This window comes from Methyloparacoccus sp. NF-16 (genome assembly GCF_056880625.1).
On the sequence record NZ_CP174130.1, the window covers coordinates 2053066 to 2068642 of the forward strand.

The 15577-nt window shown below is 67.5% G+C and carries 10 protein-coding genes, 1 pseudogene and 1 other annotated feature; of the genes and pseudogenes, 1 reads left to right on the forward strand and 10 read right to left on the reverse strand.

The features are described from left to right. Positions 1-143 precede the first annotated feature (143 nt). Entirely contained in the window at positions 144-1157 is a 1014-nt protein-coding gene (locus ACH5N8_RS09790) for a restriction endonuclease (protein WP_483281176.1), read from the reverse strand. A gap of 80 nt (positions 1158-1237) precedes the next feature. Here ACH5N8_RS09790 and ACH5N8_RS09795 point away from each other — a divergent pair. Then, positions 1238-2469 (forward strand): IS3 family transposase gene (locus tag ACH5N8_RS09795; RefSeq protein WP_483281177.1). Its coding sequence is split into 2 segments (ribosomal slippage): positions 1238-1529 and positions 1529-2469, totalling 1233 coding nucleotides; the frame shifts between segments, so codons are not numbered across the junction. Continuing rightward, positions 1516-1632, forward strand: a sequence feature (AL1L pseudoknot). (Overlaps the previous gene by 117 nt.) A gap of 32 nt (positions 2470-2501) precedes the next feature. Here the strand turns inward: ACH5N8_RS09795 and ACH5N8_RS09800 are convergent. The 9 genes and pseudogenes from ACH5N8_RS09800 to ACH5N8_RS09840 all read right to left on the reverse strand — a co-directional run. Next, positions 2502-2696 (reverse strand): annotated as a pseudogene (locus ACH5N8_RS09800) (transposase); the annotation flags it as partial. 297 nt (positions 2697-2993) lie between these two features. Further along, positions 2994-4481, reverse strand: coding sequence for an alginate export family protein (locus ACH5N8_RS09805; RefSeq protein ID WP_460026687.1), 1488 nt, complete (start codon positions 4479-4481; stop codon positions 2994-2996). 268 nt (positions 4482-4749) lie between these two features. Continuing rightward, entirely contained in the window at positions 4750-5328 is a 579-nt protein-coding gene (locus ACH5N8_RS09810) for an ANTAR domain-containing response regulator (RefSeq protein WP_460026688.1), read from the reverse strand. After that, positions 5325-6578 (reverse strand): CmpA/NrtA family ABC transporter substrate-binding protein, encoded by a 1254-nt coding sequence (locus ACH5N8_RS09815; protein ID WP_460026689.1) that lies wholly within the window; start codon positions 6576-6578, stop codon positions 5325-5327. The genes ACH5N8_RS09810 and ACH5N8_RS09815 overlap by 4 nt, the downstream gene beginning before the upstream one ends. After that, positions 6575-9256: a molybdopterin-dependent oxidoreductase gene (locus ACH5N8_RS09820; RefSeq protein WP_460026690.1), complete on the reverse strand. Its 2682-nt coding sequence runs from the start codon at positions 9254-9256 to the stop codon at positions 6575-6577. Before ACH5N8_RS09820 ends, ACH5N8_RS09815 begins: the two co-directional genes overlap by 4 nt. Positions 9257-9314: 58 nt before the next feature. Next, positions 9315-9623: a nitrite reductase small subunit NirD gene (nirD, locus tag ACH5N8_RS09825; protein ID WP_460026691.1), complete on the reverse strand. Its 309-nt coding sequence runs from the start codon at positions 9621-9623 to the stop codon at positions 9315-9317. A 4-nt stretch (positions 9624-9627) separates the two neighbouring features. Then, entirely contained in the window at positions 9628-12060 is a 2433-nt protein-coding gene (gene nirB, locus ACH5N8_RS09830) for a nitrite reductase large subunit NirB (protein ID WP_460026692.1), read from the reverse strand. A 236-nt stretch (positions 12061-12296) separates the two neighbouring features. After that, on the reverse strand, positions 12297-14021 hold the full coding sequence (locus ACH5N8_RS09835; RefSeq protein WP_460026693.1) for a bifunctional protein-serine/threonine kinase/phosphatase: 1725 nt from the start codon (positions 14019-14021) through the stop codon (positions 12297-12299). 9 nt (positions 14022-14030) lie between these two features. Continuing rightward, positions 14031-15305, reverse strand: a complete 1275-nt coding sequence (locus tag ACH5N8_RS09840) for a nitrate/nitrite transporter (RefSeq protein WP_460026694.1) — start codon at positions 15303-15305, stop codon at positions 14031-14033. Positions 15306-15577 lie beyond the last annotated feature (272 nt).

The window sequence follows — 15577 nt, forward strand, 5'->3', positions numbered from 1 at the left end:
ACAAAGCAACAATTACCGGCGAGCCATGAGTCAAAACGCGAGCTTTTCGACACGGTGACTGAAAAAAACGACCCAACTCGGCCTTCACTCGCCGAAATGCAGATTTATTCAGAGGTTCCGAAGGTGAAGTCATGCGCGCCACGTTACTTCACCAGCTCCATCAGCTTGCCGAAGCTGTCCACTACGTCGTACTTGACCTGCTCCGGGGCAAACTTCTTGTTGATGTCGTCGAAGAACTTGCGGGCGCACTTGATCTTGGTTTTCTCGATCTCGCGCAGCTCCATGCTGGACATCGAACCCTTGGTCTCGGCCACGAAGTAGACGTGTTTGACTGCGCCTTCCTTGAAGGAGATGGCCCAGTCGGGGTTGTAGTCGCCAACCGGTGTAGGGATCAGGAATCCGCGTGGCAGCTTGGCGTAGACCACGACTTCGCTGCTGGCGTCCAGCTCCTTCACGAACTGGCGTTCGATGTTGGAGTCTGTCAGCACGTAGTCGTAGATATGGCGTTGCAGCTTATCCCCGGCTTTGCTGAAGTCCTGCTTGGTCAGGCCTGCAGTGAAGATGTCAAGGTCGAACTTGTCTTCCACGGGGTCATAGGCCAAGTGTTCAACGATGACCGTGGCCTTCTGCTCGTTGATCAGCCGCACGGCTTCAGCGATGAAACTCTCCGGATTGGTGCGGAACTGGGCAAACACTGCGACGTTGATCCCTTTGAGGATGTCTGCCGTCGTGCGTCGGGTCAGCTGCGTACCTTCAGCGATCTTGCCGATCAGGTCGTACTTCACCGCAGAGTGAATCGAATGCACGTTTTTTTCCGTCTCGGTGGCCTTGAGCACGAACGCCTCGCCATCCTTGAGACCGTCATAGGTCACCTGGGCCGCCTGCTCGCCAGTCTGGATGGTGTACTGCAACGGGATCACGCGAAGGCTCTTGTCCAGTTCTGCGACCGCCTTTGTCACCAACTCTGCCGAATCAAAGTCGACGCTGTAGGCCGCCTTGCGATTGATCCGGTTCCACAGCGCCTTGAACTCTTGTTTGTCGAAGTTGCTGTTGAGCGGGTTCTTTTTGGGGCGACGGTCGTCGCTGATCTCAAACATCTGGCTGTCACTGAAGACGCTGTCGATCAGCTGGTACACCTGCTCGGCATGAGCCTGCAACTCCGGTGGCAGCGGTGCCAGGGTGCCGCCTGAACGGCCCCGGGTTTTGAGGAGGCTCCAACACTTGAGAAGATGGAGCCATGAACAAGTCAACAAAGTTCTCACCCGAGGTGCGCGAGCGCGCTGTGCGCATGGTGCAAGAGCACCGGGGCGACTACCCGTCGCTGTGGGCAGCCGTGGAATCGATTGCGCCCAAGATTGGCTGCGTGCCGCAGACGCTGCTGGACTGGGTCAAGCGCGAGGAAGTCGATGCCGGCCAGCGTGATGGCCTGAGCAGCAGCGAGCGCGAACGCCTCAAGCAACTGGAGCGTGAGAACAAGGAGCTGCGCCGCGCCAACGACATCCTCAAGGCCGCCAGCGCGTTTTTCGCCCAGGCGGAGCTCGACCGCCGTTTGAAGAGCTGAAGCGCTTCATCGACCAGCACCGCAACATGTTCGGGGTCGAGTCCATCTGCCAGGTGTTGCAGATGGCCCCGTCGTGTTATTGGCGCCACGCGGCCCGCCGGCGCCGGCCTGAACTGCGCAGCGCCCGCGCCCAGCGTGACCAGGCCCTTGCGGCTGACATCCAGCGCGTGTGGCACGCCAACTGGCAGGTCTACGGTGCCGACAAGGTCTGGCTGCAGATGAACCGCGAAGGCATCCGGGTGGCGCGTTGCACGGTCGAGCGGCTGATGAGGCGCCTGGGGCTGCAGGGCGCGCGTCGAGGCAAGAGCGTTCGCACGACCACGCCAGATGCAGCAGCGCCGTGCCCGCTGGACCGGGTCAATCGGGTGTTCAAGGCCGAGCGTCCCAATCAACTGTGGGTGTCGGACTTCACCTACGTCAGCACGTGGCAGGGCTGGCTGTACGTGGCCTTCGTCGTCGACGTGTTTGCCCGGCGCATCGTGGGCTGGCGCGTCAGCCGCACCATGCAGACGGACTTCGTGCTTGATGCGCTGGAGCAGGCCCTGTACGAGCGTCAGCCCGCTGCCAATGCCCTGGTGCACCATTCGGACAGGGGGTCGCAATACCTGTCCATTCGGTACACGGAACGCCTGTCCGAAGCCGGCATCCGACCCTCGGTCGGGAGCAAGGGCGACTCCTACGACAACGCGCTGGCCGAGACCATCAACGGGCTGTACAAAGCCGAATGGATTCACCGCCGGGGCCCCTGGAAAACCAGGGAATCCGTGGAACTGGCCACCCTGCAATGGGTGCATTGGTTCAACCACATCCGACTGCTCAAGCCGATTGGGGGCATCCCTCCGGCAGAAGCTGAGGCAAACTACTGGCGGCAACTCGCCAGTGAGGCCGCCACATCGGCCTCAACTTAAACCAACTGGCCTCCTCGATACCCGGGGCCGTTCAAGCCAGCCACCAACCGGGGGGACAACGCCGGCCGCCCGGTCGTACTCGCAAAAGGGGCCCCGAAGGCGTTTTCGATCAACGTCCAGTCCATCACATCCGCGAGTTTCACCAGAGGATGCTTGAGGTTGATCATCTCGACCAACGGGTGTCTGAACAGATCTCCCGTTTGCAGTCCCGACGGCTTAGGTCCCATAAAAACCCCGACAGAATTTGCAAGAAAACAGGGCTCTATTATCTCAATTCTGGCAATTCCAGACCTTAAAAGATGGTCCTTTTATAAAGCAAATCAAAGGACTAAGAGTTATTCAGCTCGGACTACTGAACAGCAGCAGATGGGGCAGATCGAACATCCGCCCCTGGGCGCGACGATGATCCGGTATCGGCAACAAGCTTTGCTTTAAAGGGCACAGAGTCGTTTTTGCTCAAAGGAAAACCGTACCATCCCCAATCCTGAGAGCATTGAACAGCCCTGGGGAGAAACCCGGCACCGCTAGAAACTGATCACCGTTTCCAGAAACCCGTAATTGCCGTTCGCGCCGGCGTAATTGCTCTCGATGATGGACTGGCCGAAGGCATGCGCATACATGGCGTTGACGGTCAGGTTTTCGACTGGCCGGTAGGAGAGCGCCACATGCGTCAGGTTGGCGAGATCGGCATGGCCATGGGTCGGCGTGCCCAGGAAGCCGAAGAACCGCTGGTTGCTGGCACCACTGCTGGCGTAGACCAGGTCTGCCGTCGCATTGACGCTGAGCGCGTGGAAGTCGGCCCGCAGGGTGACCGCGGGATGCGGCCGCAGGATCGCCTGCACGAACACATCCTGATTGTTCATCATGTTGTAGAAGGGGAACTGGGCATACAGCCAGGCCGTCGGCAGCAGCTGGAAGAAGGTGCCGTGGGTGTCATCGTCGGGATTGCCGTCACCGGAGCCGCTGTTGATGCCCGCCCTCAGCCACGGGCTGGCCCAGACATCCGTCAGCTGGTAGCCCAGTTCCGCGCCAAAGGCAAAGGCGCCCTGGGTCTGTGCCTGCCACTGGCCGAACTGGCCGAAGCCGTACAGCAGGCCGTCGAGGCGGCCGCTCCCTGCCTCCCAGACATGGACGGCATGTCCGCCCACCGTGTGCAGGTCGATGTGCGAGCCCCGCTGTGGCGGCAGCGTCTGGGCATTGTCGACCACGATCACGTCCGGCCGGTCGTCGTGGTAGACATACCAGGCCAGCCGGCCCAGCGTCCGGCCGAAGCGGTCGCCATCGCGCAGCCCAAGGGTGACGCCGGCGATGTTGATCCCCTCGATCGAATACATGCCGTTGATGTCGAAGCCGCCCTGGGTGGGGACAAAGCCGAAGCCCGAGATTTCGTAGTCGGCGGTCCCGTAGCCGAGCGTCCCGCCGTCGAAGCTGCGCCCGGCATGGGTGTAGTCGAAGGCGCCGATCAGGCGCTGGGCCAGCCGCTGTTCCTGTATCCACTTGAGCCCCTTGTCGGTCGCCAGGCCCTGCATGCCGTCCGCGTATAGCTGCCGGCCGCCGGACAGCCAGAATCCGGACTGCCGGAGCTTCAGGTAGCCCTGCCGCAGGAAGGCGCTGTTCTGGTTGATGTGCTCGGAGTTCTCGTAATAGCGGGCACCGAGACCGACGCCGTTGTCGGGCAGGCCGGCCAGGGTCGTATCCTGGAACTGGGCGAAACCGTCCAGCCAGTCGTCGTGGTTCAGCCGCAGCCCCAGCTGGAACTTGTTGCCCATGAAACCGTAGTCGTAGGTCCGGTCCAGCACGACATCCCTGATCTTGGGCTTGCCGAACCAGTCGACGGCCTCGCCGCGCAGGCGTTCACAGATTTCCAGCCTGAGCCGGGTCGCGCCCCCCAGTTCCATGGCTAGGGGATTGCCGGCATCCGCCGACGCCAGGGTGGACAGACCGGCCAGCAGCAATCCTGCCGGAAAAGCCGGAGTGCCGGGACGAAAGCCGCTGCATTTGCACGTTTTCATGGCGTACCTCTTTGAGAATCGACCACTCAAAAAGGCTGCCCATGCATCCGGCTATCGCCGTCGTCTGGTGCGTCCCGAAGGGATGGGCAGCCGAGGACGACGTTGTCCAGCCGAGTGGCTTTTCCGGCGTTGGCAAAGCCACGCCTGACTACTGCAGATTCCGTGCCTTGAACAAGCCCGGGAATACCGGGCGTTCCCGGGTTTCAGCCCCGTCGGGGCGCCTGTTTCCGGTGCACACCGGCCCGCCGTGAGACAGCCCGCGCTGCCGTCAGAGCTCCAGTTCGTGGATCGAGACCAGCGTCCTGGCGATGTCGCCGATCCGCTGGTTGCGGTCCATCGCTGCCTTGCGCAGCGCGGCGTAGGCCTTGTCCTCGGAAATGCCGTGCTGGCGCATGAGAATGCCCTTGGCCTTCTCGATGATCTTGCGATCGGCCAGCTGGGACTTGGTGTCCGACAACTCCTGGCGCAGCGCCTCGAACTCGCGGAAACGGGCCAGCGCCACCTCGACGATGGGCATCACCCGTTCCTTGTCCAGGCCATCCACCACATAGGCGCTGACACCGGCCCGCACGGCCTGGCGGATGTAGTCGCGGTCGCGGTTGTTGGAAAACATGATGATCGGCTTGGGCCGGTCGCGGCCGATCTCGCGCATCTGCTCCAGGGTGTCGCGGCCGGGCGACTCCATGTCGACGATGATGATGTCCGGCCCGAACCGGCGCACCGCCTCGGCCAGGCCGCGCCCGGCGGGGACCCGCTCGATCTGCGTGTGGCCGGCGTCGGTCAGCGCCTGCTCGATGATGGCGCTGCGACCGGGATGCTGGTCGACCAGCATGATCCTCAGGTTCATGCCCCGCCCCGTCGCCAGTCCCCGGGCGCCACCCGCCGGTCCCACGGCTGGCCATCGGACAGATAGCCGATGGGGTCGCGCGGATCGAAGCGCCGGCCATCGCAGAAGCGGTCCGCGCCCAGGGTCAGCGGCCCGCTGGCCTCGGCCAGCGGGTATTCGGTCTCGTGCCCACCCTCCGGCTTGTCGTCGACCAGCGGACAGGCCAGCCCCAGCGCGGCGGCGGCCTCCCGGTACAGGTCCGGCCGGTAGACACGCCCGGCCAGTGGACGCAGCGGCAGCGCCATGTCGATCTGGCCCCAGCGCGCCATCTGGGTCAGGAACCACAGGGCGTGCGAACGCCAGGGGAAGGTCGCGGCATAGCGGAAGAAGACCGGGCCAGCCACCCCCGCCAGGATCTGCCGGACGAGCGGCGCCGGCACGCCGACATAGTCCTCCCGCGCCAGCAGCTCGGCCAGCGCCCCGTCATGCCCCCGCGCTTCCAGCCACTGCGCCGCCTTCAGCAGGGCAATCAGCAGGGCGCGATGGGTCGCGGGATGACCCGCCGCCCAGGTCTCGGTCACCGCGAATACCTTTTCCGGGTGATGGCGCCAGACCGCGTGATCGGCCAGCAGCACGACGCCCGCCCCCTGCGCCATGGCCAGACTGCCCCAGGGTTCGCCGACGCAGAAACCCTCGATCTCGCCGGCTGCCAGCGCCTCGACCATGAACGGCGGTGGCACCACGTCGAGATGGACATCGCGATCGGGATGCAGCCCGTGGGCGGCCAGCCAGTAGCGCAGCAGATAGTTGTGACTGGAATACGGGAACACCACGCCCAGTCGCAGCGGACGCCCCTGTTCCCGCCGCCGCCAGGCGACCCGCGCCAGCCGTGCGCCGGAACCGCCCTCGCCCGGCGTGGATGCCAGCGCAGCCATGGCCGCATGCAACCGCGTCGAGACGCCGATGACATTGCCGTTGAGCCCCAGGCTCAGCGCCGTCAGCATCGGCACGCCGGCCACCGGTTCCGGCAGGCTGGCCGCCAGCGGCAACGGCGCCAGCATCTGCGCGCCGTCCAGCGTCCCGGCCGCGACCTTGTCGCGGATGTTGGCCCAGGACACTTCCCGCGACAGATTCACCCGCAGACCCTGCTCGGCGAAGAAGCCCCGCTCCAGCGCCACCACCAGCGGCGCGCAATCGATCAGCGGCATGAAGCCCAGATTCAGGTCGGGCTGCTCGATCCGGTCATGGGCATCCGATGGGACAGGAGTCATCCGCGTTCCGCCAGTAGTGATTGGAGTTCCGGGATGCAGGAACCACAATTCGTGCCAGCCCTCAGCGCCTCGCCGATGGCCTCGACCGAACCCAACTGCCCGTCGCGGATGGCCTGACGCAGGGTATTGACGCCCACACCGAAGCAGGCGCAGACCGCGCGGCCCGGGTCCTCGCCGGCGAGCGGCTTGCCCAGCAGCAGGCTGCGGCGGTCGGCGTCATCCAGCGACTCGCGGGCGAACAGCCCGCCCAGCCACTCGCGCGGCTGCGGCAAGGCCGCCCGGTCGACGAACAGGCAGCCCATCAGCCGGCCGTCGCGCAGCCAGGCGCAGCGGTAGCGCCCGGCGCGGAGATCGTGCATCTCGGCCCACTCGTCGCCGGGATTGTCGGCGGCGGCTTCCCCGGGATAGCCCAGCAGTCGGCGGGCATGGGCGGGCCAGTCCCCCGGGGCGCGGGTATCCGCCAGCTCATGGCGCCAGTGGTGGCGGCCAATGGCGCGCACCGCATAGGCCACCGACGGCAGCGGTACGGCCTGGCGGGTCAGCAGGAAGCCCTGCCAGAGCGGGCGCCAGGGCTTGATGCGCAGCGGAGTGTGCTTGGATTCGGGCTCGCCCGACACGGGATCGACCAAGGGATTCACCAGGGCGTTGACCAGCCCGGCGGACGCATTGCGGAACGACCAGTGCATGGGCATGAACACCGAGTCCGGCGGCGTGTCGGCGCTCACCCGTGCCCGGGCGATGGCCACGCCATGGGCGGTTTCCAGCCGGACCAGGCTGTCGTTGGCGATGCCGTGGCGCGCCGCCGTGTCGGGGTGCAGCTCCGCACAGGGCTCGGGCGCATGCTGGGACAGGCGCGGCGATTTGCCGGTACGGGTCATGGTATGCCACTGGTCGCGGACCCGTCCGGTGTTCAGGCTCAGCGGCAACCCGGCCGAGAGCTTGCGGCCGAGATCCTCGATCCGCGGCGCGACCAGGCGGGCGCGGCCATCGCCATGGCCGAACCGCCCCTCGGCGTACAGCCGCGCGGTGCCTTGGGGCGCTTCCGCATTGACCGGCCATTGCAATGGCGGCAAGGCGTCGTAGCCGCGCGGGTCCAGGTCGGCCAGCCCGGAGATGTCGAAGCGGCGCGTGCCGGCATTGCGGTAGCCCGACAGGCGGGCGTGCTCGACAAAGATCGCCTGCGCCGACTCGTAGGGGAAACCGTCGGCATAACCCAGCCGCCGCGCCACCTGGGTCAGCATCCACCAGTCCGGCCTGGCCTCGCCCGGTGCCGGCAGGAAGGCGCGCTGGCGGGAGATGCGACGCTCGGAATTGGTGACGGTGCCATCCTTCTCGCCCCAGGTCTGCGCCGGCAGACTGACATGCGCATAAGGGGTGAGATCGGTCTCCGCCTCGCAGTCGGCCACCACCACGAACTCGCAGCGCGCCAGCGCGGCACGGACCCTGCGGCTGTCGGGCAGGCTGACCACCGGGTTGGTGCCCATGATCCAGACCGCCCGGACCCGGCCCGCGGCGATGGCGTCGAACAGGTCGACGGCCTTCAGCCCGGGCCGCTCGGCGATGCGCGGGCTGTTCCAGAACTCGCGCAGCAGCGCCCGGTGGCCGGCCCGCTCCAGGTCGAGGTGCGCGGCCAGCTGGTTGGCCAGCCCGCCCACCTCGCGCCCGCCCATGGCGTTGGGCTGGCCGGTCAGGGACAGCGGCCCCATGCCGGGCTTGCCGATGCGCCCCGTCGCCAGGTGCACGTTGAGGATGGCGTTGACCTTGTCGCTGCCGGTCGCCGACTGGTTGATGCCCTGCGACCAGGCGGTGACGGTCTTGTCGGTCCGTGCGAACCAGCGATAGAAACGGGCCAGGTCGCCCTCCGCCACGCCGCAGGCCGCGGCCACCGCCGGTAGCGACGGGGCGGTGGTGCGAGCGGCGGCGAGGGTTTCGCCGTAGCCCGCAAGATGGCGTTCGAGAAAGCCATAATCGAGCCGGTCGTCCCGGCGCAGGTAATCCAGCAGGCCGGCGAACAGCAAGGCGTCGGTGCCGGGCCGGATGCCCAGGTGCAGATCGGCGCCCTCGGCGGTGGCGGTCCGGCGTGGGTCGATCGTCACCAGCCGCCGGCCGGGATGATCCTGGCGCGCCTTGAGGAGGCGCTGGTAGAGCACCGGATGGCACCAGGCGGCATTGGAGCCGACCAGCACGACCAGATCGGCCAGTTCCAGATCCTCGTAGCAGCCCGGCACCGCGTCCTCGCCGAAGGCGCGCGTCTGGGCGGCAACGGTCGAGGCCATGCACAGCCTTGAATTGGTGTCGATGTTGGCTGCACCGATGTAGCCCTTCATCAGCTTGTTGGCGACGTAATAGTCCTCCGTCAGCCACTGGCCGGAGCCGTAGAAGGCCACCGCCTCCGGGCCGTGCGCGTCGATGACGGCGCGAAACCGTGCCGCCACCTCGTCCAGCGCCCGCGCCCAGCTCACGGTTTCCCGGCCGATGCGCGGTGCCAGCAGGCGCGTGCGCAGCGACAGGGTCTCGCCGAGGGCGGAGCCCTTGGAACACAGCCGGCCATAATTGGCGGGATGGTCGGGATCGCCCCTGACCACGGCGGCCTCGGCGCCGGCCGGGGTCGCCAGGACGCCGCAGCCGACGCCGCAGTAGGGACAGGTGGTTCTTATCGGAGCCGCGCTCGCGTTCATGGAAGTCTCCTTGCCCTCATCGCCAGGACCGGGCCCGGTCCGGCTGTCCGGCCAGCGCTCAGGCACGCAGCCAGACGCAGCCATCCTCGACCTTCACCGCATGACAGAAGGTCTGGCCCGTGTCCGGAGCCACGGCCTCGCCGGAGGTCAGGTCGATGACCCAGTTGTGCAGCGGACAGGTGACCCGGTGGCCATGCACGATACCCTGCGACAGGGGCCCGCCCCGGTGCGGGCAGCGGTCGCGAACCGCGAACACGCGGTCGTCCTGGGAGCGGAACAGGGCGATATCCCCGGCCGCCGTGGCGACAACGCGGGAACCCTGACGCGGGATGTCGGCCAGCTGGCCGATGCGAGTCCAGTTCTGCATGGTGTTACTCCAGGGTCTCGAGGGGGATGAAGTCGCCGCGGGCCGCGGGCCGGGCCAGCTCTGCCCAGGGGTCCACCTGCGCGGTTGCCTGGGATTGCCGGAAGCGCCGGTACAGCGTCTGGCGATCCTCGGCATTCTCCACGATGCGCGACCTGACGTAGGACAGGCCGACGCGCTCGAGCCACGGCGCGGTGCGCTCGAGGTAGCGGCCCTGCTCGCGGTAGAGTTGCATGAAGGCGCCACAGTACTCCATCACCTCAGCCTCGGTCGCCACCTTGCAGAGGAGATCGGTGCCGCGCATCTTGATGCCGCCGTTGCCGCCGACGTGGATTTCGTAGCCGGAATCGACGCAGACCACGCCGAAGTCCTTGATCGTGGCCTCGGCGCAGTTACGCGGGCAGCCGGACACCGCCATCTTGAACTTGTGCGGGGTCCACGAACCCCAGGTCATCTTTTCCAGCCTGACACCCAGCCCGGTGGAATCCTGGGTGCCGAAGCGGCACCACTCGGCGCCGACACAGGTCTTCACGGTACGCAGGCTCTTGCCATAAGCGTGCCCGGAAACCATGCCGGCCGCGTTGAGATCGGCCCAGACCGCCGGCAGGTCCTCCTTCCTGACGCCCAGGAGGTCGATCCGCTGGCCGCCGGTGACCTTGACCGTGGGAATCCTGTACCGGTCGGCCACGTCGGCGATAGCGCGCAGTTCGTCCGGCGTGGTCAGACCGCCCCACAGGCGCGGCACCACCGAATAGGTACCATCCTTCTGGATGTTGGCATGGACACGCTCGTTGATGAAGCGCGACTGCGGATCGTCGCGGTAGTGGCCGGGCCATGCGCACAGCAGATAGTAGTTCAGCGCCGGCCGGCAGACATGGCAACCGTCCAGGGTCCGCCATTCCAGGGCGCTGTAGACGGCCGAGAGCGATGTCAGGCCCTGCGCCACGATGGCCTCGCGCACGGCGTCGTGGGAATGGCGGGTGCAGGCGCAGATGGGCTTCTCGGCCGGCGTCTGCTCGTGGGTGCCGGCCGTCGCCGCCAGGATCTGCTCGACCAGCCCGGTGCAGGAGCCGCAGGACGCCGAGGCCTTGGTATGGGCGCGCACTTCGTCGAGGGTGAACAGCTTCTTCTGCACGATGGCGTCGACCACGGTCTTCTTGCAGACCCCGTTGCAGCCGCAGATTTCCGCGTCGTCAGGCATGCCGGCGATGCTCTGGCCCTCGCGCCCCTCGTCCGCCATGTGGGCGCGGCCGAACAGGATGGTATCGCGGAAATCGCCGATGTCGGTCTGCTCGCGCATGAGCTGGAAATACCAGTTGCCGTCGACCGTGTCGCCGTAGAGCACCGCGCCGCGGACGCGGTTGTCCTTGACCACCAGCTTCTTGTACATGCCCCGGGCGGCATCCTGGATCACCAGTTCCTCGCAGTCCTCGCCACCCTGGAACTCGCCGGCCGAGAACAGATCGATGCCGGTGACCTTGAGCTTGGTCGAGGTCACCGAGCCCTGGTAGCGGCCGATGCCGTATTCGGCCAGATGGTTGGCGCAGACCCGCGCCTGCTCGAAGGCCGGCGCCACCAGGCCGAACAGCCCGCCGCGATGCTGCACGCACTCGCCCACCGCATAGATGCTGGGGTCGTAGGTCTGCAGGGTGTCATTGACGACGATGCCCCGCTCGCAGTGGATGCCGGCCGACCTGGCCAGCTCGATGTTGGGACGGATGCCGACCGCCATCACCACCAGTTCGGCCGGGATTTCCAGCCCGCCCTTGAAGCGTACCGCGCGCACCCGCGCCTCGCCCAGCAGCGCCTCGGTCTGTGCCTCCATCAGGAAGTTGAGGCCGCCCGCCTCCAGCGAGCGCTTCAGCAGCGCTGCGGCCGCCTTGTCCAGCTGGCGGTCCATCAGGGTGTCGAGGACATGCACCACGGTGACCTCCATGCCGCGCTTGCGCAGGCCGTTGGCGGCCTCCAGGCCCAGCAGGCCGCCGCCGATGACCACCGCATGGCGGTGTTTCGCGCAGGCCTCCAGCATGTGGTTGACGTCGCGGATATCGCGGAAGCCGACCACGCCGTCCAGCTCGTGGCCCGGGATGGGCAGCATGAACGGCGTCGAGCCGGTGGCGATCAGCAGGCGGTCGTAGGCCGCCGTGCGTCCGCCCTCGGCCGTCACGCATTTCCGGCGCCGCTGGATGGCGGTCACGCGCTCGCCCTTGTGCAGCGTGATGCCGTGGCGCGCATACCAGTCGTCATCATTGAGGATGATGTCGTCGAGGCGCTTCTCGCCGGCCAGCACCGGGGACAGCAGGATGCGGTTGTAATTGCCGTGCGGCTCGGCGCCGAAGACCGTGATCTCGTAGAGATCGGGCGCAATCTTGAGGAGTTCCTCGACGGTACGCATGCCGGCCATGCCGTTGCCGACGACCACCAGTTTCTGTTTCTTCATGTCGGTTACCTGAAGCTTCGATTGCGTCGCAGTCGTGCCAAAAAAAAACGCCACCCACCCCGCGCCGGGGATGAATGACGTCGTTGTCATCGTGAAGGCGCCGCCGTTGGCGCTTGCCAATCATGAAGCAGGCTTCGTGCCATGCAGCCGGAATCGCCGACCGCCGTGGACCTGGCCTCGGCGCGTCGTCGGAGCGCCCGGCCGGCGCACCATTCCGGACCGGGCCACGCCTCGCCCTAGTGCGACAGGGCCGCCAGCCGTTGCAGCGCGGCAAGCAGGGCCAGCAGCAAGCCCGCCGACAGGCACTGCCAGAACAGCAGGGGGTTGCGCGAGTACAGCGGCAGGCGAGCCGGGCGCTGGACCGGGCGGCCGTTCGCCAGTCCCGCCTCCAACTCATGCGCCAGCTCCATAGCATCGGCATGGCGCCGTTCGGGATCGCTGGCCAGGGCGCGGTTCAGTGCGACCTCCAGCCAGACCGGCAGATCCGGCCGCAGCTGGGTCAGCGGCCGGATCTGGCCGAAGCGGGGCTGGCTGAAGGCCTCGATCTCGCCATAGGGATAGGCGCCCGCGGCGAACAGCCGGTAGAGCGTGACGCCGAGGGAAAACACGTCGCTGGCGCGGCTGCCGCGTTCGCCCCGGAACAGTTCCGGCGCCATGTAGGATGGCGTGCCGGGCACCGGCAGGTCGGAATCCTCCGGCCAGGCCGGCAGCCGGGCGATGCCCAGATCCAGCAGCCGCAGGCCGCCCGCGTCCGGCAGCAGCACGTTGTCCGGCTTGATGTCGCGGTGGACGACACCCTGGCGGTGCAGCGCGTAGACCGCCCGGCAGAGCCGCAACGCCAGCGCCAGACCGGCCGCCAGCGGTACCGGCCGGTGATGCCGCATCCAGGTCTCCAGCGTCAGCCCCGGGTAGTAGGGCATGAGCGCGTAGAGACAGCTCTGCCGGCCGGGTTCCGGCTCGATGAACTCGGCCAGCCAGGGACTTTTGACGCTGGCGCCGATCCAGGCCTCGCGGGCGAAGGCCTCCCGGTATTCGGCATCGCTGGCGGCCGTGGGCAGCGGCCACTTCACCACCAGTGGCTGCGGCCGGTCGGGCGCCTGCGCCTGGTACAGCACGCTGCAGCGGCCGGCGGCGATCACCCGCGTCAGGACGAAGCCATCGACCCGCTGGCCGACGCCCGGCGGCGGCGCGAGCGGCAGGTCGCGCAGGGACAGCAGCAGTTCCTCGCGTGCCTTGCGCGGCAGTTCGACGACATCGACCACCAGCGCCGTCAGGTTGTCGTGGGCCCCGCGCGCCAGCGCCAGCTCGATCAGCCGCGCGGCGGTATGCCCGGGCGCCGCCCGCTCGGCCAGGCAGCGGCTCAGCTGTGCGGCGCCGAGGACGCCATGCAGGCCGTCGCTGCACAGCAGAAAGCGGTCGTGCGGCTCCAGCGCCAGCGTCCGGTGCTCGATCTTCAGCGATGACTCCAGCCCGACCGCGCGGTACAGCACATGCTCGTAGCCGGGTCGGCTCAGCGCATGATCCTGCGTCAGACAGGCCAGGCCAGCCCCGCGCAGGCGGTAGACGCGCGTGTCGCCGACGTGAAAGATCTGGGCCTGGCGGCCACGCAGCGCCAGGGCACTGAAGGCGCAGCCCATCCGGTCGAGGGCCGGATCACGCCGACCGATGTCGTGAATCCAGCGATTGGCGCTGTCCAGCGCCCGCGATGCCCGCCGGGCGACATCCAGCGTCGCCGGCAGCTGGTAATAGCCCTCGACGAAGGCCCGGGTCGCCACCTCCGCCGCCACCCGGCCACCGGCCAGGCCGCCGAGCCCGTCGGCCACCACCGCCAGCGCGCCATAGCGGGCCAGCTCGGCCGGCTCGGGTATGACACAGGCGACGTAGTCCTGATTGTCCGCGCGGGCGCCGATGGCGCTGGCCAGGCCGTGGGCGAGCCGCAAACCGTCGGGCGGCGGCGCCATGCCCGCCCGTCAGACCTGGGCGCCGGAGGCGGCGCCCCAGGTGGTGCGCCAGCGCCTGCGCACCCCGACCAGTCCGGCCAGCCCCAGCAGGGGCAGCAGGCCGAAAAGCAGGAAGCCGCCCGCGAACCCATGCTGCCAGGCCCAGGAGACGCCCAGCGCCTTGGCCAGGAAGAAGCCGCCGAGACCACCGGCGCAGCCCACCAGACCGGTGACGATGCCGATCTCCCGGCGGAAGCGCAGCGGCACCAGCTGGAAGATCGCCCCGTTGCCCATGCCCAGGGCCAGCATGCCGGCGAAGAACAGCGCGACGGCGACCCAGGCGCTGGCCGGCAGCTCGGCAAGCGCCCAGCCGGCCACGGTGGCGCCGCCGGTCACCGCCGGACTCGGCCCTTCCGGCAGCCGAGAGACGGCGACGTAGCTGAGCGAAACGATGGCCAGCAGGCATTCCAGGGTGCGGATGCCGCCGAAGCGGTCGGCCAGATAGCCGCCCACCGGGCGGAACATGGAGCCGGCGAACACCACCAGCGCCACCATGACGCCGGCGCTGACGCCGGAGACGTGGTACCAGTGGGTGAAATACAGCGGCAGCGCACCCCCGAGGCCGACGAAGCCGCCGAAGGTGATCGAATAAAAAAACATGAACCACCAGACATCGCTGTCGCGCAACACCCCGGCGTAGTCCCGCCAGGCCAGCGGCCGCGCCTGCGTCGGCGCGTCGCGGGCCATCAGCGCGTAGAGGATGAACACCACCGCCAGCGGGATCAGCAGGAAGCCGAACACGGCCTGCCAGCCGAACCGCTCCGCCAGTACCGGCACGATCAGCGAATCCAGCACCACGCCCATGTTGCCGGCCCCGGCGATGCCCATCACCAGGCCCTGGAACCTCGGCGGATACCAGCGACTCGCCTGCGGCAAGGCCACGGCAAAACTGGCGCCGGCGACACCCAGCAGGCATCCCAGCAGCTGGGCCTGCTGCCTGTCATGCAGGCCGAACAGCGCCACCCAGCCGAGCCCCGCCATCACCAGCAGCTGTGCCAGCAGCCCCGTGGTCTTGGGTCCGATCGCGTCCGCCAGGAAGCCGATCAGGATGCGCAATATCGCGCCGGACAGGATCGGGATGGCGACCAGCGTGAATTTCTCGCTGACCGGCAAGCCGAGATCCTGGGTGATGTAGAGGGACAGCGGGCCAAGCATGACCCACACCATGAACGATACGTCGAAGTAGAGGAAGGCCGCGACCAGGGTCGGCCAGTGGCCCGCCTGTCGAAATTCCCTGAAATGCATGAGCGACTCCTGAGCAGTGCGAGGGCAAAAAAAAACGCCTGCCAGCGGGATCCCGAGAGGATAAGGGTCGCGCCGGAAGACGTCTTTGTCGGGCGCCCACCGGCTTTGGTGGACGCCGCCTGATATCCAGCAGACTTCATGCCAGAGAGGAAATCCGCTGCCCCGCCCCATGCCATGGGCGGCGCTCAGCGCGAACCCGGGCCACCGCCGCACCCGGTTGGCGCAGACCTGCCCCCATTCGGGCGGCCCCGGCCCGGCAGGTGTGGCGACGC

What these genes read in the sequence shown, in the direction of transcription:
- ACH5N8_RS09820 (WP_460026690.1), bottom strand. Translation starts at nt 9,256, where the DNA reads ATGAACGCGAGCGCGGCTCCGATAAGAACCACCTGTCCCTACTGCGGC.
- ACH5N8_RS09835 (WP_460026693.1), bottom strand. Translation starts at nt 14,021, where the DNA reads ATGGCGCCGCCGCCCGACGGTTTGCGGCTCGCCCACGGCCTGGCCAGC.
- ACH5N8_RS09815 (WP_460026689.1), bottom strand. Translation starts at nt 6,578, where the DNA reads ATGACTCCTGTCCCATCGGATGCCCATGACCGGATCGAGCAGCCCGAC.
- ACH5N8_RS09805 (WP_460026687.1), bottom strand. Translation starts at nt 4,481, where the DNA reads ATGAAAACGTGCAAATGCAGCGGCTTTCGTCCCGGCACTCCGGCTTTT.
- ACH5N8_RS09840 (WP_460026694.1), bottom strand. Translation starts at nt 15,305, where the DNA reads ATGCATTTCAGGGAATTTCGACAGGCGGGCCACTGGCCGACCCTGGTC.
- nirD (WP_460026691.1), bottom strand. Translation starts at nt 9,623, where the DNA reads ATGCAGAACTGGACTCGCATCGGCCAGCTGGCCGACATCCCGCGTCAG.
- nirB (WP_460026692.1), bottom strand. Translation starts at nt 12,060, where the DNA reads ATGAAGAAACAGAAACTGGTGGTCGTCGGCAACGGCATGGCCGGCATG.
- ACH5N8_RS09810 (WP_460026688.1), bottom strand. Translation starts at nt 5,328, where the DNA reads ATGAACCTGAGGATCATGCTGGTCGACCAGCATCCCGGTCGCAGCGCC.